General features: G+C 61.1%; 19 protein-coding genes and 2 tRNA genes. 8 read left to right on the forward strand and 13 right to left on the reverse strand.

The genetic code is table 11. The features are described 5' to 3' along the window. Positions 1-21: 21 nt before the first annotated feature. The 6 genes from PG1C_RS02775 (at position 22) to PG1C_RS02800 (ending at position 5,115) form a co-directional block, all read left to right on the forward strand. Positions 22-645, forward strand: coding sequence for a uracil-DNA glycosylase (locus PG1C_RS02775; RefSeq protein WP_202635911.1), 624 nt, complete (start codon positions 22-24; stop codon positions 643-645). Then, the gene (uvrC, locus tag PG1C_RS02780) at positions 614-2,428 is read left to right on the forward strand and encodes an excinuclease ABC subunit UvrC (RefSeq protein ID WP_202635912.1); all 1,815 of its coding nucleotides are present in this window, start codon (positions 614-616) and stop codon (positions 2,426-2,428) included. The genes PG1C_RS02775 and uvrC overlap by 32 nt, the downstream gene beginning before the upstream one ends. Then, on the forward strand, positions 2,425-2,988 hold the full coding sequence (gene pgsA / locus PG1C_RS02785; protein ID WP_202635913.1) for a CDP-diacylglycerol--glycerol-3-phosphate 3-phosphatidyltransferase: 564 nt from the start codon (positions 2,425-2,427) through the stop codon (positions 2,986-2,988). Before uvrC ends, pgsA begins: the two co-directional genes overlap by 4 nt. A gap of 454 nt (positions 2,989-3,442) precedes the next feature. After that, the gene (locus PG1C_RS02790; RefSeq protein WP_202635914.1) at positions 3,443-4,423 is read left to right on the forward strand and encodes a YncE family protein; all 981 of its coding nucleotides are present in this window, start codon (positions 3,443-3,445) and stop codon (positions 4,421-4,423) included. 452 nt (positions 4,424-4,875) lie between these two features. Beyond that, positions 4,876-4,951: transfer RNA gene (locus tag PG1C_RS02795), tRNA-Gly, on the forward strand. A 90-nt stretch (positions 4,952-5,041) separates the two neighbouring features. Further along, positions 5,042-5,115, forward strand: a tRNA-Cys gene (locus tag PG1C_RS02800). 614 nt (positions 5,116-5,729) lie between these two features. On the opposite strand, the gene PG1C_RS02805 is transcribed toward PG1C_RS02800, so the two are convergent. Genes PG1C_RS02805 through PG1C_RS02865 form a run of 13 tightly spaced genes read right to left on the reverse strand, consistent with a single transcriptional unit; the run spans position 5,730 to position 17,926 of the window. Continuing rightward, positions 5,730-5,996: a DUF2274 domain-containing protein gene (locus PG1C_RS02805; RefSeq protein WP_202635915.1), complete on the reverse strand. Its 267-nt coding sequence runs from the start codon at positions 5,994-5,996 to the stop codon at positions 5,730-5,732. After that, entirely contained in the window at positions 5,993-7,255 is a 1,263-nt protein-coding gene (locus PG1C_RS02810; protein ID WP_202635916.1) for a TraB/TrbI/VirB10 family type IV secretion system protein, read from the reverse strand. The genes PG1C_RS02805 and PG1C_RS02810 overlap by 4 nt, the downstream gene beginning before the upstream one ends. Positions 7,256-7,257: 2 nt before the next feature. Then, entirely contained in the window at positions 7,258-8,271 is a 1,014-nt protein-coding gene (trbG, locus tag PG1C_RS02815) for a P-type conjugative transfer protein TrbG (protein WP_202635917.1), read from the reverse strand. Further along, complete coding sequence (gene trbF, locus PG1C_RS02820; RefSeq protein ID WP_202635918.1) at positions 8,268-8,975, reverse strand: conjugal transfer protein TrbF; 708 nt, start codon at positions 8,973-8,975, stop codon at positions 8,268-8,270. The genes trbG and trbF overlap by 4 nt, the downstream gene beginning before the upstream one ends. 12 nt (positions 8,976-8,987) lie before the next feature. Next, complete coding sequence (gene trbL / locus PG1C_RS02825; RefSeq protein WP_202635919.1) at positions 8,988-10,358, reverse strand: P-type conjugative transfer protein TrbL; 1,371 nt, start codon at positions 10,356-10,358, stop codon at positions 8,988-8,990. Between the two features lie 4 nt (positions 10,359-10,362). After that, positions 10,363-10,644: an EexN family lipoprotein gene (locus PG1C_RS02830; RefSeq protein WP_202635920.1), complete on the reverse strand. Its 282-nt coding sequence runs from the start codon at positions 10,642-10,644 to the stop codon at positions 10,363-10,365. 8 nt (positions 10,645-10,652) lie between these two features. Continuing rightward, a complete protein-coding gene (gene trbJ, locus PG1C_RS02835; RefSeq protein ID WP_202635921.1) occupies positions 10,653-11,381 on the reverse strand; it encodes a P-type conjugative transfer protein TrbJ in 729 nt (242 codons plus the stop codon). Further along, positions 11,378-13,816 (reverse strand): conjugal transfer protein TrbE, encoded by a 2,439-nt coding sequence (gene trbE, locus PG1C_RS02840; protein ID WP_202635922.1) that lies wholly within the window; start codon positions 13,814-13,816, stop codon positions 11,378-11,380. Before trbE ends, trbJ begins: the two co-directional genes overlap by 4 nt. Before the next feature lie 10 nt (positions 13,817-13,826). Beyond that, positions 13,827-14,099 carry a VirB3 family type IV secretion system protein gene (locus tag PG1C_RS02845; RefSeq protein ID WP_202635923.1) on the reverse strand — a complete coding sequence of 91 codons (273 nt, stop codon included), beginning with the start codon at positions 14,097-14,099 and terminating at the stop codon, positions 13,827-13,829. Continuing rightward, positions 14,096-14,428, reverse strand: a complete 333-nt coding sequence (locus tag PG1C_RS02850) for a TrbC/VirB2 family type IV secretion system protein (RefSeq protein ID WP_202635924.1) — start codon at positions 14,426-14,428, stop codon at positions 14,096-14,098. The genes PG1C_RS02845 and PG1C_RS02850 overlap by 4 nt, the downstream gene beginning before the upstream one ends. After that, on the reverse strand, positions 14,425-15,441 hold the full coding sequence (trbB, locus tag PG1C_RS02855; protein WP_202635925.1) for a P-type conjugative transfer ATPase TrbB: 1,017 nt from the start codon (positions 15,439-15,441) through the stop codon (positions 14,425-14,427). The genes PG1C_RS02850 and trbB overlap by 4 nt, the downstream gene beginning before the upstream one ends. Beyond that, positions 15,438-15,935, reverse strand: coding sequence for a CopG family transcriptional regulator (locus PG1C_RS02860; RefSeq protein ID WP_202635926.1), 498 nt, complete (start codon positions 15,933-15,935; stop codon positions 15,438-15,440). The genes trbB and PG1C_RS02860 overlap by 4 nt, the downstream gene beginning before the upstream one ends. After that, positions 15,932-17,926, reverse strand: coding sequence for a conjugal transfer protein TraG (locus PG1C_RS02865; RefSeq protein WP_202635927.1), 1,995 nt, complete (start codon positions 17,924-17,926; stop codon positions 15,932-15,934). Before PG1C_RS02865 ends, PG1C_RS02860 begins: the two co-directional genes overlap by 4 nt. Positions 17,927-18,255: 329 nt before the next feature. Here PG1C_RS02865 and PG1C_RS02870 point away from each other — a divergent pair, with 329 nt between their 5' ends. Next, positions 18,256-18,552 carry a helix-turn-helix domain-containing protein gene (locus PG1C_RS02870; RefSeq protein WP_237218265.1) on the forward strand — a complete coding sequence of 99 codons (297 nt, stop codon included), beginning with the start codon at positions 18,256-18,258 and terminating at the stop codon, positions 18,550-18,552. Between the two features lie 39 nt (positions 18,553-18,591). After that, on the forward strand, positions 18,592-20,133 hold the full coding sequence (locus tag PG1C_RS02875) for a DNA cytosine methyltransferase (protein WP_202635928.1): 1,542 nt from the start codon (positions 18,592-18,594) through the stop codon (positions 20,131-20,133). Position 20,134: the final 1 nt, after the last annotated feature.

The raw sequence follows: 20,134 nt of genomic DNA on the forward strand, positions 1-20,134 counted from the left end.
GAGAGGCGGTATCCTAGCCGAATGAACGAACTTCTATGCTGTACCGAATGCCCGCGCCTGGCAACTTTTCTTGCGGATGTGCGCGGCAACTATCCGGATTATCACGCGCGGCCGGTATTGCCCTTTGGCGACCCGAAGGCGCGCCTGCTGATCGTAGGCCTGGCGCCTGGCATGCATGGCGCCAATCGTAGCGGCCGGCCATTCACGGGCGACTATGCGGGCATTCTGCTCTTTGAGACCCTGCATGCGTTTGGTTTTGCTTCGCAGCCGGTGTCCGTCGCGGCGGACGATGGATTGACGCTAAACGATTGCCGCATCACCAATGCCGTGAAATGTTTGCCGCCGCAAAACAAACCGGAAACGAATGAGATAAAAAACTGCAATCGCTGGCTGGCAGAAGAGCTTGCTGCCGCGCCCGAAGTGCGCGTGATTCTGGCGTTGGGGCTGGTAGCGCACAAGGCCGTGCTGATGGCGGCCGGGCTCAAGCAGTCGGCGTTCACCTTTGCGCACGCCGCGCGTCACGTGCTGCCGGATGGCCGTGTGTTCGTCGACAGTTATCATTGCAGCCGTTACAACACGCAAACCCGCCGTCTCACCAGCGCCGACTTCTCGCATGTCTTCCGCCTCATCCGCAACGAGCTTTGACAGTCGCAGTTTTCTCGCCACGCTGACTGACGCGCCGGGCGTATACCGCATGCTCGATGCCGCAGGCGGCGTGCTGTATGTCGGCAAAGCGAAAAATCTCAAGCGCCGCGTGTCGTCCTACTTCCAGAAGACCGGCCACAGTCCGCGCATTGCGCTGATGTTGCAGCAAGTCGCGCACATGGAAGTGACAGCCACGCGCTCGGAAGCCGAAGCACTGATTCTTGAAAACACGCTGATCAAAAAGCTCGTGCCGAAATACAACATTCTGTTTCGCGATGACAAGTCCTACCCTTACATCGGGCTGTCGGGTGGCACGTTTCCGCGGCTGTTCTACCATCGCGGCGGCTTTGATAAAAAGTCGCGTTACTTCGGGCCCTTTCCCAATGCGCTGGCGGTGCGCGAAAGCATCCAACTGGTGCAGAAGGCCTTCTTGCTGCGCACCTGTGAAAATGCAGTGTTTGCGCATCGTTCGAGGCCTTGTTTGCTGCACCAGATTCACCGCTGCACAGCGCCCTGCGTGGGGTTGATTTCAGCCGACGATTACGCGACCGATGTGCGCCTGGCGGAGCTTTTTTTGCGCGGCAAACACTCGGAAGTCATCGACAATCTCAGCGCGCGCATGTCTGAGGCTGCAGACCAGCTCAAGTTTGAAGATGCGGCAATGCTGCGCGACCAGATCAAATCGTTGCAGGCTGTGCTGCATCGGCAATACGTCAGCTCAACGCGTGAGGCGGATGTCGATATCATCGCCGCCGTGGTGGAACACGGCGAGCCGTGCGTGAATCTGGCGATGGTGCGCGGCGGCCTGCATCTGGGTGATCGCGCCTATTTTCCGCAAGCCGTCGGGGGTGCCGAGGCAGGCGAGGTATTAGCAGCCTTTGTGGCGCAGCACTATGCCGATAAGCCCATACCTGCGCGGATCATACTCAGCCCCTGGCCGCTGGATGATGCGCTAGAGGGTGTACAAGCGGGCAGGCATGCGGGGCCGGCAAAAAACGAAATGGAACGCGCCTGGCTGGCGATGGCGGAGAACAATGCACGGCTGGCGATGACCTCTCGCAAGCAGGCCAACACACGTTCCGGCAGCCGCCTTGCCGCCTTGCAGGAGGCGCTGGATCTGTCCGATCCGCCGCATCGTATCGAATGCTTCGACATCAGTCACACGATGGGCGAGGGCACTGTGGCCTCGTGCGTGGTGTGCGTGGATGGCGCGATGAAGAAAAGCGACTATCGCCGCTTTAATATCAGCGGTATCACCGGCGGCGACGACTATGCCGCGATGCGTCAGGCGCTGACGCGGCGTTACGCAAAAGTCGGCGCTGGTGAGACGGCGAATACGCCTGATTTAGTGCTCATTGATGGCGGCAAAGGCCAGCACAGCATCGCGCGCGACGTATTTGCCGAGCTGGGGCTGGATCATTTGCAGAGCATTGGCGTTGCCAAAGGCGAAGGCAGAAAGCCCGGCCTGGAAACCTTGTTTGTGCATGGTCGCAGCGAGCCGCTACAATTAGCCATGGACAACGCGGGCTTTCATCTGCTGCAGGAAATTCGTGACGAAGCGCACCGCTTTGCCATCGTCGGCCATCGCGCGCGGCGCGCCAAGGCGCGTGGCCATTCAAAGCTGGAAGATATTGCCGGCATCGGCCCAGCGCGGCGCAGAAATCTGCTGGCGCAATTTGGCGGGCTGGATGGCGTACGTGCGGCTACAATTGAAGACCTATGCCGTGTGACTGGCATCTCGCGCCATCTGGCCGAGGCCATTTACACGCAATTACGCTCATGAAATTGAATATTCCGAATGTGCTGACGTGGGGCAGAATTTCTCTCATTCCCTTAGTCGTCGGCGTTTTTTATCTGCCCTTGACTTCGCTTGAGCAGAACCTGATCGCCACAGTGGCATTTGTTGTGGCAGCGCTCACCGATTGGCTCGATGGCTGGCTGGCGCGCAAGCTGCATCAGACCTCGGCCTTTGGCGAATTTCTTGACCCCGTAGCCGACAAGTTGATGGTGGCAGCCGCTCTGGTGATGCTAGTGCAGCTTGGGCGTGCGGATGCTTTGCTGTCATTTGTCATTATCGGGCGCGAGATTGCCATTTCTGCCTTGCGCGAATGGATGGCGAGGATAGGTGCGGCCAAAAGCGTGGCTGTTTCTTTTGTCGGCAAATTTAAAACCGCAGCGCAGATGACCGCTATTCCCTTGCTGTTATGGCATGCTCCGCTGGGGCCAGTTGACGTGCAAAAGCTCGGCGGATGGCTGCTCTGGGCGGCCGCTGTGCTTACGTTGTGGTCGATGGCTTATTATTTATTAAAAGCGTGGCAGGAGATATCTGCGTTGAATCGTTGACAGCACGGACATGAACGTTACAACGGCCTGTCTTGCGGGAGTAGCTCAGTTGGTAGAGCGCAACCTTGCCAAGGTTGAGGTCGAGAGTTCGAGACTGGGCAAGTTGCGTGGACTTTCCCACTGTGGGATATGATTAAAAAGGCGTTGATCTCGATTTCTGCAGTGGGCTGCACATGGAGACTGGAGAACTAAAATGGCATACAATGCTATGCGCATAGTAGTAATTCGATTCGCTGTTGCACTCGCTGCCCTGCCAATAACGGTCGTGGCGCAGGTCGTGGGATTTGCTCTGGAACCTAAGGTAACGCTCGAGAATGGCATGATCAAGGTCGCTCAGTCCCCGGTCCCGGACTCGGCAGTCTTTTTCGAATTCTCCGGTGCAACTGCGAGAAAGCTCGGTCAGGTGTTCGTACCGACGCACCTTTGGGGGCCGCCTTCCTCAGTCGCGGTGTCGGTGAACGGGTCGTTCGCGCTGGTGAGCGCATCAATGCGCCTCGATCCGAACAAGAAAGATGGGACGAGTGTTTCCGAAGATCGCTACTCCAGTCTGGGCTCGACGGCGTTAGGCAGCCTGCAGCGGTTAATGCAGACGCGCTTTCTGCCGGATGATCGCCTCTCGGTCGTTGACTTGGCTGCTTCGCCGTTACGGGTTATGCAGACGATCAGGCTCGGCGCCTCGCCCTCATCGGTCGCCATGAGCCCAACCGGCATGATGGCGCTCGCGATGCACCCAAACGACGATAGCGTCACCGTGTTATCTATCGCTGCTGACCGGCAGGTGACGATCATGGAAAGGCTGCCGATCGGGCGGGGCGCTGGCCCGGTTGCGGCGGCGTTCAGCCCCGATGGTCGCCGCGTACTGCTGACCCGTTTCGGCGACAATAAAGTGTCACTGTATGCAGTCGAAGGTCTGCGGCTCAAACCGCTACGTGACATGGTCGCCGGCGTGCGTCCGTTCTCCGTGTCCTACTGCGGCGGCACGGGGCTCGCGGTTGTGAGCAACATGGGTGTGAACGGCGATGCTGACACCATTAGCCTGATCGATACGACCGCCGCTCCGCCGCGTGTTGTCGATACCGTCAGTGTGGGGCCGGTACCCGAGGGTGTCGCGTGCGCCCCGGACGGGCAGTATGTTGCGGCGTTAATCCAAAACATGAGCAACTTACCGACGGACAACCCGCTGTATTCGCCCAACAGCAAGCTCGTGCTACTGAAGATCGATGGCAAGCACCTGTATCGAATCTCCGAGGCGTCATCTGGTGTGTGGACGCAGGGTGTCGGGTTTCTGGATGATTCGCGCACGCTGTTCGCCGAGAGTATTGGTGATCGGTCTGTCTACCTGTTTCGGATCGAAGATGACGCATTGAAAGTCGCCGCACCACCGCTCGTGTTTCAGGACGGCGCACCGGTAGCTCATGGCATCGCCGGTCGCTGATAGCTTTTGATGCGAGGGTGCTCTAGCTAATCCACCACGCGACATCGTCTCGCGCTTGTGTTCGTCACATCAAAAGCGAGGCGAGTGTGGTTACCATTGCCAGTAATGGCATGCGTTGGCCGCTGGCTGGCAGTACGTGTCAGACGCGTTGTCTGGCAAGTAGCTTATGTGTGGCAAGCTACAGTGTTCATTGGTTCCGTGTGGCAGCACGTGGACTTTAGTTGGGGAGCAGCCACAGGATGGCTCAGGTGCAATTTGCCGCAGAACCCGGAGGATTTACCGCATACGCTCTTGGGCCGATGGATGTGCAGAATCTGGATGCGTGGCTACTTTGGATTGCTGCCATACTCCTTTGTGGTCGATGGTCTACTGCTTGTTGAAGATGTGGCAGGAGATATCTGCGTTGAATCGTTGACAGCACGAACATGAACGTTATAATTCGGACCTGTTTTGCGGGAGTAGCTCAGTTGGTAGAGCGCAACCTTGCCAAGGTTGAGGTCGAGAGTTCGAGACTCTTCTCCCGCTCCAGATTTCAAGGAAAGGGAAAACGTCTAAACGTTTTCCCTTTTTAGTTTTCTCTTAGTTTTCTCTTAGTTCCAGCTATGGATTTCCGATCCTGGCGCGATGGCAGAGTGGTTATGCAGCGGCCTGCAAAGCCGTGTACCTCGGTTCGATTCCGGGTCGCGCCTCCAGTAATTTCCTACGTGGTTTTTTCTCTACAGATCCTTACGCCCGGATGGTGAAATAGGTAGACACAAGGGACTTAAAATCTCCTTTGTCAAGTCTTTTTCTCATCAGGGATGTAGGTGCAGAGCTTGAAATGGCGCGGGTTTCCCGGGCTTTAGTGCAAATGGCCCCAACAGCCCTCTGGCTGCTAGGTGTCATGTAGGGGCCAGTAGAGAGGTGCAGTTGAAACAAGCCTAGCGTAGCTAGGCGAAACATCGGTTCGGCAACGAGCCAAGTTAGCCCGAGTGGTGAAATTGGTAGACACAAGGGACTTGAAGCAATTTGAGCCCTCCAGGGGAAACCCCGGAGGTGAAGCCCGTCAAATTCGGCGAACGCCCTGGATGCTGCAAGCATCTGAGCCAACACCGAGCCAAGCCCCGGATCGAAAGATTCGAGGGAAGGTGTAGAGAGCAGACGGCGGGCACCTACGGCCGCAAGGTTATGGTGAAGGCGTGCTCCAGACCACGAACAGCGTTCGCGCTGGCGGCGAAAGCCGAAGTGGTAAGAAAATCCCTCGACTCGAAAGGGTCGTGCCGGTTCGATTCCGGCCTCGGGCACCAATTTGGAGAGCCGTCCTTGTTCAACCAGGGGCGGCTTTTTCATTTCTCTGTGCAGCAATGGCACGCGGCAATACTGCCCGCTTAAACCCGCGATCCCGCGCCATGAACGCTTCGAGCATGTGCGGGATCAGCGTCGCGGCATTGACCGACTCGCCGTAAGTCTGTGCATGCAGCGCGGCATAGCGTTCCAAATCGGCCTTCAACGCGGTGGTGAGCGCGATGGTGATTTTGACGGTTTCGGTTTTGGGCAGCGGCCCTAGCCGCAGCTTGCTGGTGGATATGCTCATTGCGACGATCCCCTCTGGAAAAACAGCGGCTGGTACGGCCGCAGGATCAGATCCTTGTTCACCATGACCCGCATCGGGAAGCCGGGTCGGATAGTGAGCGTCGGCTGGATGCTCACATTGCGTTTGGTGATCTCCTGACCGACCTGGTTCACTGTGTCCTGCCCGCTCTGGCGCGTGGCGATGATGACCTTGCCATCGCTGCCGGTGCGATCAGGCGCAGCCAATTCGGCACCGACTCCGAGCAGCGTGGACAACGCGGCACTGGCGATGATGCGATCCCAATGCCAATCGACGCCATCCTCCAGTCCGGCATAGCCCGCTGGGTCAATGCCGGGTAGTCGATCAAGCGAAATGGATGAGGTATCGGGCAGGATCAAGCGCGTCCACACCAGTAACACGCGCCGCTGACCGAATGACACCTGGCTGTCGTAACGGCCGATCAGGCGCGAGCCCTGCGGAATCAGCAGGAAGCGACCCGTGGCCGTGTCGTAGACCGCCTCGGTGACGTTGGCGATGACCTGTCCCGGCAGGTCGGAGTTGATGCCCGTCACCAGCGCTGCCGGAATGATGGTGCCCGCCATCACTTGGTAGGGCGAGGTCGGCAATTGCAGGCTGGCTGGATTGCGAGTGGCGCCATCGTTGGTTGGGCCGCCACTGGCGACAAACACCTGCTTCTGATCCTGCCGGTTCTGCACCGCCGTCGGGTCGGTCGGCTGCGCCGATGCGACCGCAGGGGCCATCGGATTGAATGGCTGGTTGCCCGATACCGGCTCGGGCATGGCCGTACTCGCAGTGGGCGACGGTGCCGCCTTCACCGCACCGCTGCGAAAGAAAACCCCCGAATGTGCCGCCTCTTCGGCATCACCCGGCTGCGCAATGCGCCCAGTCTGCGCGGGCGCTCCCGCATTGCGCTGCGCCACTATGGCCGGACCCAAATCGCCCGGCAATGGCTCGCCCAAAACGGGTACCGGCTTGGCAGCCACCGGCACCTTGGAATAATCCTTGGGCAACTGGTCGAGGTTCTCGGCATGCGAGACACGGTCCACGTTGTACAGCTCGGAGGCCGCATTGCGCTCGCGCTTGTGCGATTGCAGCGACCACAACGTGCCGCCCAACACGACCGCACCCAGCGTTCCCGCAAGGACGGCCAGCATGCGCCGGTTCAGTCGCGTGACCGGGCGCGGCGAAGCGCGCAGAGCCATGGTGTCCGGGTCAGCCTTGTTCGACCCAGTTGGTGGTGGCGTGGCGGGCGTGCTCATGCTCAATGCCTCCGTGCCGCGCTGCTCATACCATCGGTGCGCTCTATGCGAACAACGGCGGCCTTGTCAGCGCCCAGCCGCAATTCGGCCGCACCGAACAACCGATCCACCACGTAGTACGGTGAGCGGAAGCGGTAGTTCACGAGCTGGCCATCGCCTTGCGCTCCGATCACGAACAGCGGCGGCAACTCGCCCTGCGCGATACCGGCGGGAAACTGGATGTAGACCCGCTCGCCGTCGTCGAAGGCGCGCAGCGGCTTCCACGGTGGGCTGTCGCCGGAAATCGCGTAGCGGAACTTGATCTGCTCCAGCGACAAACCGGAGTCCACCGGCGCAGCCGTCTGAGCTTGCTGCGCCTGCTTCTGCAAGGCCAGCAGGCGGTCTTTCGGATAGTCCCACGATGCGGACGCCATCCATGCCTGCGGCGTCGAAGACAGTTCAAGCAGGTAGGTACGACGATTGGTGGTAATGACCAGGTTCGTTTTCAGCCCGATGCGCGTTGGCTTCACGAGAATGTTCACACGCTGGCTGGCGCCCGCACCGCTGGCCGTGTCGCCGACGATCCAGCGCACGGTGTCGCCGGCCGAGACCGTCACCAGTTCTTCGCCCTGCTGCAAAGCGATGACGGTGACACGGCCCGGACTGGTGTAGACCTGATACAGCGCGCCATCCGCATAAGGCCAGACCTGGATAGCGTTGATGTAACCCTCGCGGCTGGGGGCCACGCGCGCTTCGGCATTGGCGCGCGCCACGCGAGCCTTCTCGTCAGGCGATTCGGCGACTGGCTTTTCTTCGGGCGTGCTCCCGAAGGCCTTCAACTGCTCGGGTAACGGCAGCAGCTTGGGTACCTCAATCACCTCGATGGGCTTGGGCAATTCCGGCAGCGCGTGCGCCGCGACGGGTTCGTCCAGCGTGATGTCCGGCGGCGGCTTGCCGTGTGTGGCGCAACCGCTGACAGTCGCCAAGGTGGCGCTCAGGATCAACGGCAAAACGCAAATACTGATTTGGGTTTTCATGGTTTCTTCACTCCTTCGGTTGCGTCGAGTTCACGGCTCCAGGACAGGCCGTTGACGTAAATGCCCAGCGGGTTCTTGCGCAACCGCTCTTCGGTGCGGGGTGGCTGCAACACTATCGACAGGACGGCAGTCCAGCGCTCGGTGCCCGAGAGCGAACCGTTGGCGTAGTTGCGCTCGATCCAGCGCACCTGGAACGAGGATTCGCTGGCGCGAACCACACTGGTGATCTCCACGGCCGTCGAGGTCTGGCCGATGCGCGCGAACGGATCGTTGGTGCGTGCGTAGTCGTTCAGCGTGGCTGCACCCTTGTCCGTCGTGTAGTCGTAGGCTTCGAGCCAGTTCTGCCGCACCACGATCGGGTCGATCGACAGCGAGCGCACGTCGGTGAGGAAGCGCGCCAGGTGGTAGGCGATCTGCGCGTCGTTCGGTTTGTACGGTGTGGCCGCTTCGCCCACCGCGCGCACCTGACCGCCAGCGGCGACTTCCACCACATAGGGTGTGACGATGGACTGTGCCGAACGCCACACCAGGCCACCCGCCATCAGCAGTGCGAGCGAGAGACAGCCGAAGGCCATGAGCCGCCAGTTCTTCGCCTGCACGCGGGCGCTGCCGATGCGCTGGTCCCACACCTGTGCGGCGGCTTGGTAAGGGGTAACCGGCTCGGGCGTGTCCGAGTACCGTACCTGGGGTCGTTTGAATCGCATCTCGTAGTCTCCTCAATGGTTCGAGTCGTCGCGCAGGCTGGGGCTGGCGCCACTGCCACCATGGTCGCCAGAACGCAGGGTGTGGGCGGCCGTTGTGGCCGCATGGCTCACCTGCTGTTTGCGACGCATTTGTTTGGCCCAGGCGGGCTCTGCCGCAGGGGGCTTGGCTTCGGCCGAACTGGACGAATGGGCCGATTCAGTAGAACCGGCTGCCGCCGCAGGCGCAGCAGCCTCCACGACGAAATTCGCTACGCGGTCCTTGACCGCTTTCGCACCAGCGGCGACGCGCTGGCCGACAGCACCGGCACCGCTTTTGGCCACATTGGCGACGCCAGCACCAGCAGCACGAACGCCACCACTGCCCGATGCTGCGGCGCCAGCCTGGTAGGCCGACTTCGCGCCGCTGGCCATCGCGCTGCTCGCACGCCCAGCCGACGCCACTCCGCCGATGGCCGCGCGTGCGGCACCTGGCACCATGCGCGCACCCGCCGCTACCGCTGCACCGCCGGTGGCGATCGCCGCGCCACCAGCGACAGCCAAACCAGCAGCACCCAGCGCCGTTCCGGCCGCAGCCCCAGCGCCGAGCTGCGGTGCGCCGGACACCAGCCCGGTCGCGATGCCAGGCCCGAAGATCCCCAGCCCCAGCATTGCCAGCGAGGCCAGCATGATGGTCAGCGCCAGATCGATGGAGGGCTCGGTGTTGGGCGGCACCTGGAACTGTGCAAACAGTCCCGTACCGATGCCCACAATCACCGCCAGCACCAGCACCTTGATGCCCGATGACACCACGTTTCCTAGCACACGTTCGGCGAGGAATGCGGTCTTGTTCCACAACGCGAAGGGCACCAGCACGAAGCCTGCGAGTGTGGTCAGTTTGAATTCGATCAGCGTGACGAAGAGCTGCACGGCGAGCACAAAGAAACTGATGATCACCACCAGCCAGGCGAGAAACAGCACCGAGATGACATCGAGGTTCGCGAACACTTCGGGGAAGCCGGTCAGGTCGCTGATCTGCGCCATGATCGGTTGCGCCGCATCGACGCCGACCTTGGCCAGGTGGCCCGGCTGCAGCAGTTGCGCCTGCGTCAGCGTGGAACCCGACGCCACCAGACCGAGTCCAGCAAACGAGCGGAACAAGATGCCTGCCAGGTTGTTGAAGTTGCCGATGATGAAGGCGAAGGCACCGACATACAGCGTCTTCTTGACCAGCTTGCCGATCACGTCCTCGCCGCCCATCGCCCAGAACAAGCCGGCCAGCGTCATGTCGATCACGACCAGCGTCGCGGTCAGGAACGCCACCTCGCCACCGAGTAGTCCGAACCCGGAATCGATGTAGCGCGAGAAGACATCGAGGAAGCGGTCGATGACCGACAGGTCATTCATGGTGTCAATCCTTCGGCAAAGAAGGCGCCGACGCACTGGGCTGCGGCTTGCTCGGTGGTGCAGGCGTGTACGGCGTGCCGCTGCCCATGAAGCGCCGCCGCGTGGCTTCGGCAGCCATGTTGCACAGGGCGTTCCCCACCTTGGCGTGGTCGGCCTTGCATTGCGCGCGGACTTCTTTCAGTCGATCGGGATGGGCCATCAGCGATTCGACGGTATCGGCGGGTTCAGGCTTGCTGCACGCGGCGAGCAACAGCGCGCAGGCGGCAGCGATGAGAAGGGTTTTCATGGGGGCGCTCAGTTGCTGTAGTAGTTGACGGTGTACGGCGTGTAGGGCGTGCCCTCGCCCTGGAAGCGGCGGCGCACTTCACGGGCTCGTTCCTGCACCGCGACTTGCCGTGCCTGCTCTAAAGCCGCAGCACGATCTTGGGTGATCTGGAGCTGCTGCGCCTGGATCGCCTGCCGAGCCTGCAAGGCGAGTAACTGGTTCGTCGCCTGCGTGGCTTGCAACGCGCCGACCGCCGACTGGCTGCGGTTCACGAGGTCGGTCAGCGTCTGCTCGTCGGACGCGAAATTCTGCACCGCTTGCGACTGCACCTGGGTCGCGGTGCGCAGCGCCTCCAGCGAGTTGCGCCAGCGCGTGCGTGCGTCGGTTGCCATCTGACTACCCGACGTGGAGGCGGTATAGGCATCGGGATAGAGCCGCGCGAACTCCGTTTCCATCTGCGACAGGTTGAAGGCCAGCCCCTGCGCCTGCTGCAGGAGCTGGTTCGTCGCGGACAGTGCCGAGCGCAATTCATTGAGCGCGCTGAAGTCCAAACTCGTGAGGTTCTTCGCCTGGTTCGTCAACATCTGTGCTTCGTTCTGAAGCTGCCTGATCTGGTTGTTGATCTGCTCCAGGGCACGTGCGGCCGTCATGATGTTCTGCACGAGATTGGTGGGGTCAATCACGACCCACTGCGCCTGCGCAGCGGGCATGGCGCTCACCAGAATGGCAGTGGCGATGGCAATCAAGGTTTTCTTCATGGCTGTTTCTCCTTGGGAATTGACGGGACGAACGGGAACGACGGGATGAGGTCCGCAGCCCAGTCGAGGCCGCGATGACGCAGCCAGGCGGCTGCGAAGTCCGCAGGTGGCACCGACGCGGAAACGGCGTCGATGGCGCGCTGGTCTTCGGGCTTGGCTGCGCCAGCAAACGCCAGCGTCACCGGCCCGAGTCCCAGATCGAAGACCCGATTGCCGAGCCGCGACTGGTAGTAGTAATCGCGCTTGGGCTGGGCAGTCGCCACGATCTCGATCTGCCGTGCGTTGAGGCCGAAACCTTCGTAGATGACACGAATCTGCGGCTCGGTCGCCTGTGGGTTGGGCAGAAAGATACGGCTCACGCAGCTCTCGACAATGGCCGGGGCGATGGTGGAATCCTTGATGTCCGCCAGCGATTGCGTCGCGAAGATCACCGACACGTTCTTTTTGCGCAGCGTCTTGAGCCACTGGCGAATGCGCGCGGCGAACACCGGGTCGTCGAGGAACAGCCAGGCCTCATCAAGGATCAACAGTGTTGGGGCACCATCAAGGCGTTCCTCGAAGCGCGCGAACAGGTAGCGCAGCACGGCGAGCGCCGCCGCCTTGCTGTGCATCAGCTCTTCCATCTCGAACGCTTGCACGTCAGCGAAACCGAGTCGATCCTGGTCGGCGTCAAGCAACTTGCCGTGCGCGCCGCCCAGCACATAGGGTTGCAGGGCTTGGCGCAGCGCGTTCGATTGCAGCAACACGGACAAGCCGGTCATGGTGCGCTGATCGAGCGGCGCGCTGGCCAAGCTGTTCAGCGCCGACCACACGGAATCCTTCTCGTTCGGCCCGACGGCCACGCCTTCGTGAATCAAGCGGCCTTCGATCCACTCCGCCGCCCAGGCGCGATAGCTGTCCTGGTCGATACGGGCCAGCGGCTGGAAGGCAATAGCGCCATCTGCGCCCAGGTCGTAATGCTCGCCACCCAGCCCAAGCACGGTGGCGCGAATGGAGCGTCCCATGTCGAAAGCGAAGATGCGCGATCCGGCATAGCGGCGGAATTGCAATGCCAAGGTGGCGAGCAGCACCGACTTGCCCATGCCGATGGGGCCGACCACCAAGGTGTTGCCCACGTCGCCGATGTGCGTGACCAGCCGGAACGGTGTTGCGCCATCGGTGCGCGTCACGATCAGCGGCGGGCCATCGAGATGCGCATTGCGCTCCTGCCCGGCCCACACCGCCGACACTGGCATCATGTGCGCGAGGTTCAGGGTCGAGACGATGGGCTGGCGCACGTTGGCATAGGCATGGCCGGGGATCGACGACAGCCAGGCATCGACCGCATTCAAGGTTTCGGCAATGGTGACGAAGCCCCTGCCCTGGATAGTCCGCTCCACGGCACGCAGCTTCTCGTCAGCGGCCGTCGCATCGGTATCGAGCACCGTCACGGTTGCCGTGACGTAGCCGAATGACACCTGATCGCTGCCCAGCTCCTGCAAGGCCGCATCGGCATCCGCCGCCTTGTTGGAGGCGTCCGAATCCACCAGCGGGCTTTCCTGCTGGAAGATGGTCTCGCGCAGCAACGCCACGATGTTCTTGCGCTTGGCGAACCACTGGCGGCGCAGCCGACCCAACTCGCGCTCGGATTCGGCTTTGTCCAGGCACAGAAAGCGTGTGCTCCAGCGGTAGGCAAAGCCCAGGCGGTTCAAGTCGTCGAGCAAGCCAGGCCAGGTCGAGGTCGGGAAGCCGCGCACCGACACCACGCGCAGGTGTTGGCTCCCGAGCATCGGTGCAAGGCCGCCCGTCAGCGGTTCGTCGGCCAGCAGCGCATCAAGGTGCATCGGCACCTCGGGCACGGCCACCGAATGTTGGCGCGTGGACACGCAGGCATGCAGGTAGGTCAAGGTCTGACCATCGTCGAGCCAGGCGATCTCCGGCATCACCCCTTCGAGCAAACCGAAGAAGCGTTCGGTCTCCGACACGAAGCCATCCAGCCGTTCGCGCCAATCCACGCCTTCGACCTTGGTGTTCTCGTACAGCAGCTTTGCGGCGCGCGCCGTCGATTCCTCGGGCGGCAGGTAGAGCAGCGTCAGGTGGTACACGCTCTCGAAGTGGCTATCGGTTTCCTCAAAAGCGGCGCGGCGCTCTTCATCGACCAGCCAGGACAGTGGCTCGGGAAACACCGATTCAGGGTAGTCCGCCGCTTCGCGCCGTTCGGCTTCCACGAACAAAGCCCAGCCCGACCCAAGCCGACGCAGCGCGTTGTTCAACCGCGCTGACGTGGCGATCAGTTCGCCCTGCGTTGCGCTGTCCAGGTCTGGTCCGCGAAAGCGCGCGGTGCGCTGGAACGAGCCGTCCTTGTTCAACACAACGCCGGGCGCGACCAGTCCGGCCCAGGGTAGCCAGTCGGCCAGCAGGGCGGGGCGTTTGCGGTATTCGGCGAGGTGCATCATGGTCTTTGCCTCAAACGTCCAGCAGCGTGCGGTGCTTGATGTGCCGCGCGAACACGGCCATGAACTGCGCATCCAGTCGCGCGCCCCACACGGCCAGCGAGTGCCCAACAATCCACAACACAATGCCGGGCAGCCAGAGTTGCAGCCCGAGCCCTACGGCGGCGGCCAGCGTGCCGTTGGCAATCGCCACGGTGCGCGGTGCGCCACCCAGCAGAATGGGTTCGGTCAACGAACGGTGCAGCGGCACCTCGAAGCCGGCTGTATCGGCGGTTGGCGCGCTCATGCCAGCACCGCTCCGCCGCTGAAGCTGAAGAAGGTCAGGAAGAACGAGGACGCGGCGAACGCGATCGACAGGCCGAAGACGATCTGCACCAGCTTGCGAAAGCCACCCGAGGTGTCGCCAAACGCCAGCGCAAGGCCGGTCGTGATGATGACGATCACCGCGATGATGCGGGCCACAGGCCCCTGGATGGACTCCAGCACCGATTGCAGCGGCGCTTCCCAGGGCATGTTCGAGCCCGCCGCATGCGCGGGAATGGTGATGGCCAGCAGCAGCGCGGCGAGGGCCACGAAATGCAAGGCCGGTTTTACGGAAATACGTGAAGTCGTCATGACGGTTCTCCGGGGGTTGATGAAAGGGATGGGAAGAAAGGCATCAGCTCGCTTCTGAGCTGATAGCCGTGGCTGTCGAAGCCGGTGACGCGGGCGATTTCCTGCACGCGGCGCGCATGGCCGCGACCGGCGATGTAGACGATGACGTTGACCGCTTCCGCGATCAGCGCGCGTGGTGGCGTCACCGCGACTTCGAGAATCAGTTGTTCCAGCCGCAGCAACGCGCCCGCTGCGGAACCGGCATGGACGGTTGCGATGCCACCCGGATGGCCGGTGCCCCAGGCCTTGAGCAGGTCAAGTGCTTCGGCGCCGCGCACCTCGCCTACGACGATGCGGTCCGGCCGCAGCCGCAGGGTCGAGCGCACCAGCTCGGCCATGGTCACGACACCGGCACGGGTGCGCAGCGGTACGTGGTCGCGTGCCGTGCATTGCAGCTCAACCGTGTCTTCGAGCACGATCACGCGGTCGCCGGTGGCGGCGATTTCGTCGAGCAGGGCGTTCGCCAGCGTGGTCTTGCCGGTGCTGGTGCCACCAGCGATCAGGATGTTCTGGCGCTCGCGTACCGCGTCGCGCAGGAATTCCGCCTGAGCCTCGGTCAGGATGCCGTCAGCCACGTAGGCGTCGAGCCGGATCAAGCCGACCGCGCGCTTGCGTAGCGCGAAGACCGGCCCCGGCGTCACCGGTGGCAGCGCACCCTCGAAACGTTCGCCCGTTTCGGGTAGTTCGGCGGATAGCAGCGGCTTGCCCGCATGCACTTCGGCACGCACATGGGCGGCAACCAGCCGGATGATGCGTTCGCCATCGGCGGGCGTGAGGCTGACGCCCAGTGGTTCGCGCCCACTGCTCAGTCGATCAATCCACAGCGAACCGTCGGGGTTGAGCATGACTTCCACCACATCGGGGTCGTTCAAGGCTTTGGCGATGTCTGGCCCCATCGCTGTGCGCAGCATGCGCACGCGACGTTCCAGTGCCAGCGAGGCCGACAAGCCCTGATCGCGCGGTGCGCTGCTCATGACGGTGCTCCCCCGGCCTCGTCGGCAGCCGCGGCGGCGCGAACGTTTTCCTGCTGGCCGAAGAACTGGCTGGGGTCGGGCTGGATTTCCTCGACCACGTCCTTGACCAGGCTGCGCCCGCGTAACAGATGCCGACCAAGTTGTTCGACGAACTGCTCGAAGCGCGCACGGCCCTGGGCGCGCGCCGCCTCTTGATGTGCTTCCGGCACGGGTGTGCTAACAGTGAGGAAATAACGCACGTAGAGCGCCAGCGTTTCGATCAGGATGTTCTGGTCGCGCTCCAGCTTGTCGAGCTGGCGAGACAAGCGATCCAGCCGTTTGGCGATAGCCGCTTCGCGCTGATCGCCGGAGTCGGGCGACAGGAACGAAGCCAGCGCGGCGGCGATGATGGAGGACTTGGACAAGCCCTTCATGGCCGACAGCTCGTTGAGCCGCTTGGCATGCTCGTGTTCGATGAAGAGGTTCAGGCGCTTACGTGAATAACCTTGGCTCATAGGGATATCCCGTCATCAGGGTCGAGGGCGGCCAGCCGCGCCGTGCGTTGCAGGCGCGGGTCGAGCTGGGCGGGCAGAAGCAGCGGCAGGTCGTCATCATCGAACAGGCCCAAGTCGTCCACCGCGTGTTCGGGCTCCGGCGTGAACGCGACTTCGGCCAGTTCCGGCTGTTGTTGGCGACCGCCGTCGTCGTCGATGGCCTCACCGTGTGCGGGGAAGACCAGACCAGGAATCGGTGCAGCGGGGATGGCCAGTCCGGTCCAGTCGTCGGGTCGCGCTGCCGGTATATCGGCGTAGTGCCCGAGCAGCAATGGCGGCGGTGCCTGCATGCGCGTCTTGAAATTCGCATCCAGGTAGTAGCGAATTTTTTGCGCCTTGATCGGTGGATGGCCGGACACCATCACCACCTCGTCATCGGGTGGCAGTTGCATCACCTCGCCAGGCGTGAGCAGTGGCCGTGCCGTCTCTTGGCGCGACACCATCAGGTGCCCGAGCCACGGGGCCAATCGGTGACCCGCGTAGTTGCGCTGTGCACGCAATTCTGTCGCGGTGCCAAGGGCCTCGGAAATGCGTTTGGCGGTGCGTTCGTCATTGGTGGCGAACGTGATGCGCACGTGGCAGTTATCGAGGATGGAATGGTTCTGGCCGTAGGCCTTGTCGATCTGGTTGAGCGATTGCGCGATCAGGAAAGCGCGCAGCCCGTAGCCCGCCATGAAGGCCAGCGCACTCTCGAAAAAGTCCAGTCGCCCGAGCGCTGGAAACTCGTCGAGCATCAGCAGCAACTTGTGGCGGCGAGCAATGCCGTCTGAGCCATCGAGCGATTCGGTGAGTCGCCGTCCGATCTGGTTGAGGATCAGACGGATCAGCGGCTTGGTCCGGCTGATGTCCGAGGGCGGCACTACCAGATACAGCGACACGGGATGATCGGCATCGATCAGGTCGGCGATGCGCCAGTCGCAGCGTGAGGTCACTTCGGCTACCGTGGGATCGCGGTACAGCCCCAGGAAGCTCATCGCGGTGGAGAGCACCCCGGAGCGTTCGTTTTCGCTCTTGTTCAGCACTTCGCGTGCGGCGGAAGCGACGACGGGATGTGGTGCATCACTGAGATGTCTTGTCGTCATCATCCGGTGCAGCGTCACCTCGAACGGGCAGGCCGGATCGGACAGGAAGTTGGCTACGCCGCGTAGCGTCTTGTCCTCGCTGGCGTAGAGCACATGCAGGATCGCGCCGACCAGCAGGGCATGCGAGGTCTTCTCCCAGTGGTTGCGCCGCTCCAGCGCGCCTTCTGGATCGACCAGGATGTCAGCGATGTTCTGCACGTCGCGCACCTCGTGCATGCCGCGCCGCACTTCAAGCAGCGGGTTGTAGGCGGCAGACCGTGCATCGGTCGGGTTGAACAGCAGGCAATGCGAGAAGCGCGAGCGCCAACCGGCGGTCAAGGTCCAGTTCTCGCCCTTGATATCGTGGATCACGGCGGAGCCGGGCCACGAAAGCAGCGTCGGCACCACCAGGCCGACACCCTTGCCGGAGCGGGTGGGCGCGAACGCCATCACATGCTCGGGACCTTCGTGGCGCAGGTAGTCGCCATCTTTGCGGCCCAGGAAAACGCCGGCAGGGCCGGTCAGCCCGGAACTGCGGATTTCAGCGGGGAGTGCCCAGCGCGCCGAGCCGTAGGTCGTGACCAGCTTGGATTGCCGTGCGCGCCACACCGACATGGCGATGGCCACCATGGCACCGGCGAAGCCGCTGCACGCGGCGATGGCACCGCCGCGCAGGAAAATGTCGGGCGCATAGGCGTCGAAGAAGTACCACCACTCGAACAGCCGCCATGGGTGATAGATCGGCGTGCCAAATAGGTCGAACCATGGTGCACCGAGGCGTAGCTGGTAGCCCAGTGCCGCCGCCGTCCACTGGGTGGCACTCCATAGCCCCAGTAAAGTGGTGGCGAAAACCATCATGATCTGGCCAATCAGCACGCCGGTCGGCACCATGCGCTACCCCTCTTGTGATTTCTCGATTCAGTCCATTTCGATGGGCCGTCAGCGCGGTACACGCGAATCAGGATCGGCCGATCTTCAGGGCTCAAAGCGGCACCGATCCGGCACCGCTTTAGACATCGCAAGTTTGGGGTCGCCGCGAGTATGAGAAAACCTGCTCCGGCGAAAGTCAGCTAAGAGGGGAGTACAACGATGAATATTTCTGTCACTGGCACGAATCGCGAAGCCTGTCGCGTGATATTTCCACAGTGTCGAACCCGCGTCCGTAGTGGCCATTTGACGCACGGCCCTGTCGCCGCCGCGGTTGAATCGTCATACGCAGCTTGTATGAATCCACAGTGAGTTTTAAGCCTGATGCGGTAAAATTGACTAAATTTGGCAAGCAGAATTCATTGCAGGCCACCATTGCGGAAGAAACCATGACCGGCACTGATGGAGAAATCCTTACGCTCGACGAAGTTGCTGCTTACCTGAAAGCTGGCAAGTGGACGGTCTACCGGCTCGCCCAGAAAAGCGAAATTCCCGCATTCAAGCTTGGTGGAACCTGGCGTTTTCGTCGCTCAGAGTTGGATCGCTGGATTGCCGAGAGCATCAACAAAAAGAAACAGGAGGCGAGTTGATGCCACCAAGGTCTCTTAGCTACTTATGTGAAAACAACAATGTCTGACAAAGAACCGTATAAAGTAATCGACGTTTTCGCAGGCCCAGGTGGGCTTGGAGAGGGCTTTGCTGCCTTGGGCTACGATGCAGGAAAGCCATCATTCAAGCTTGCTCTTTCGATTGAAAAAGACCCGTCCGCTCACAGCACATTGCTGCTGCGTAGTTTCTACCGTCAGTTTGATTCCGAAAAAATACCGCCGGAATACTGGTCATATGCCAAGGGAAAGATTACCAAGGCTGAGTTATTTGATTTATATCCTCAGCAAATTAAGGCCGCTGCTGAAGAGGCGCAGTGCATCGAACTCGGCAAGACTCCACCGCATGAGGTAAAAAACCTCATAAAGCAGCGACTGAATGGCAGTGAAAAATGGGTACTGGTTGGCGGGCCACCCTGTCAGGCATATTCACTTGTCGGACGCGCGCGTATGCGGAGCACCAATCCTGATTTTGAGGACGACGTGCGCCATTTTCTTTACAGGGAATATCTGCGAATCATCGCGGATCACCGGCCTCCGGTGTTCGTGATGGAGAATGTGAAGGGAATACTTTCCGCACAGCATTCCGGCAAGAAAATTATCGGAAGTATATTGAGCGATCTGCGGAAGCCGGACGTGGCAGTTAATGGCCGGAGTTCCGGCCTCGGCTACAGGCTGTTTTCGCTGGTGGATAACAAGCCTCCTGAGAAATGTGAGCCGGAAGACTTTCTGGTGAAAGCCGAGAAATATGGCATCCCGCAGGCGCGGCACCGTATGCTTATTCTGGGCATTCGAGAGGATATTCATATCACGCCTGAAACGCTCCAGAAATCGGAAGCAACTTCTGTTGCGCAGGCAATCGGTGATCTTCCAAAGATACGCAGCGCTGTATCCAAAGAGCCTGACACACTTGAACTCTGGCGTGAAATTCTTGATTCGATAACCTCAGAGGCATGGTATCGCAAGGGGCGAAGCAATGGTCTGTCGCAAACAGTCGAAAAAATTGACAAAGCCTTGGTGTCCATACAGAAACGCGAGTTAATGGCAGGAGCAGAGATCATGAATTATACCGGTAGCCCAAAGATATATCCGGGCTGGTATCGGCATGGTTGTGACGGGATAGTGACTAACCATGCAGGCAGAGGCCACATGAGGAGCGATCTGCATCGCTATCTTTTTGTGTCTGCCTACGCGGCAGCCAATGGAAAATCTGTTCATCTCAGTGATTTTCCGACTGCGCTTCTTCCGGCACACAGCAACGTGCAGGAGGGTGTGCAGAATAGTCACTTTTCAGATCGTTTCAGAGCACAGGTCAGGGGGCGGCCTTCCACTACAATCACTTCCCATATCTCTAAGGATGGGCATTATTTTATTCATTATGATCCGTCCCAATGTCGCAGCCTGACAGTCAGGGAGGCGGCAAGGCTGCAAACATTCCCAGACAGCTATAAATTCGAAGGTGGCAGGACATCACAGTATCATCAGGTTGGTAATGCAGTGCCCCCGCTGCTGTCCATGCAGGTGGCTGCAATAGTCCATGATATTTTAAAGCGGCTGAAGATTTAGC

Source organism: Rugosibacter aromaticivorans (genome assembly GCF_000934545.1).
Taxonomy (GTDB): domain Bacteria; phylum Pseudomonadota; class Gammaproteobacteria; order Burkholderiales; family Rhodocyclaceae; genus Rugosibacter; species Rugosibacter aromaticivorans.

Excerpts from the sequence above, each read along its gene's own strand:
- PG1C_RS02775 (WP_202635911.1), top strand. The coding sequence starts at position 22 with ATGAACGAACTTCTATGCTGTACCGAATGCCCGCGCCTGGCAACTTTT.
- uvrC (WP_202635912.1), top strand. The coding sequence starts at position 614 with ATGTCTTCCGCCTCATCCGCAACGAGCTTTGACAGTCGCAGTTTTCTC.
- pgsA (WP_202635913.1), top strand. The coding sequence starts at position 2,425 with ATGAAATTGAATATTCCGAATGTGCTGACGTGGGGCAGAATTTCTCTC.
- PG1C_RS02805 (WP_202635915.1), bottom strand. The coding sequence starts at position 5,996 with ATGAGCATATCCACCAGCAAGCTGCGGCTAGGGCCGCTGCCCAAAACC.
- PG1C_RS02810 (WP_202635916.1), bottom strand. The coding sequence starts at position 7,255 with ATGAGCACGCCCGCCACGCCACCACCAACTGGGTCGAACAAGGCTGAC.
- trbG (WP_202635917.1), bottom strand. The coding sequence starts at position 8,271 with ATGAAAACCCAAATCAGTATTTGCGTTTTGCCGTTGATCCTGAGCGCC.
- trbF (WP_202635918.1), bottom strand. The coding sequence starts at position 8,975 with ATGCGATTCAAACGACCCCAGGTACGGTACTCGGACACGCCCGAGCCG.
- trbL (WP_202635919.1), bottom strand. The coding sequence starts at position 10,358 with ATGAATGACCTGTCGGTCATCGACCGCTTCCTCGATGTCTTCTCGCGC.
- PG1C_RS02830 (WP_202635920.1), bottom strand. The coding sequence starts at position 10,644 with ATGAAAACCCTTCTCATCGCTGCCGCCTGCGCGCTGTTGCTCGCCGCG.
- trbJ (WP_202635921.1), bottom strand. The coding sequence starts at position 11,381 with ATGAAGAAAACCTTGATTGCCATCGCCACTGCCATTCTGGTGAGCGCC.
- trbE (WP_202635922.1), bottom strand. The coding sequence starts at position 13,816 with ATGATGCACCTCGCCGAATACCGCAAACGCCCCGCCCTGCTGGCCGAC.
- PG1C_RS02845 (WP_202635923.1), bottom strand. The coding sequence starts at position 14,099 with ATGAGCGCGCCAACCGCCGATACAGCCGGCTTCGAGGTGCCGCTGCAC.
- PG1C_RS02850 (WP_202635924.1), bottom strand. The coding sequence starts at position 14,428 with ATGACGACTTCACGTATTTCCGTAAAACCGGCCTTGCATTTCGTGGCC.
- trbB (WP_202635925.1), bottom strand. The coding sequence starts at position 15,441 with ATGAGCAGCGCACCGCGCGATCAGGGCTTGTCGGCCTCGCTGGCACTG.
- PG1C_RS02860 (WP_202635926.1), bottom strand. The coding sequence starts at position 15,935 with ATGAGCCAAGGTTATTCACGTAAGCGCCTGAACCTCTTCATCGAACAC.
- PG1C_RS02865 (WP_202635927.1), bottom strand. The coding sequence starts at position 17,926 with ATGGTGCCGACCGGCGTGCTGATTGGCCAGATCATGATGGTTTTCGCC.
- PG1C_RS02875 (WP_202635928.1), top strand. The coding sequence starts at position 18,592 with ATGTCTGACAAAGAACCGTATAAAGTAATCGACGTTTTCGCAGGCCCA.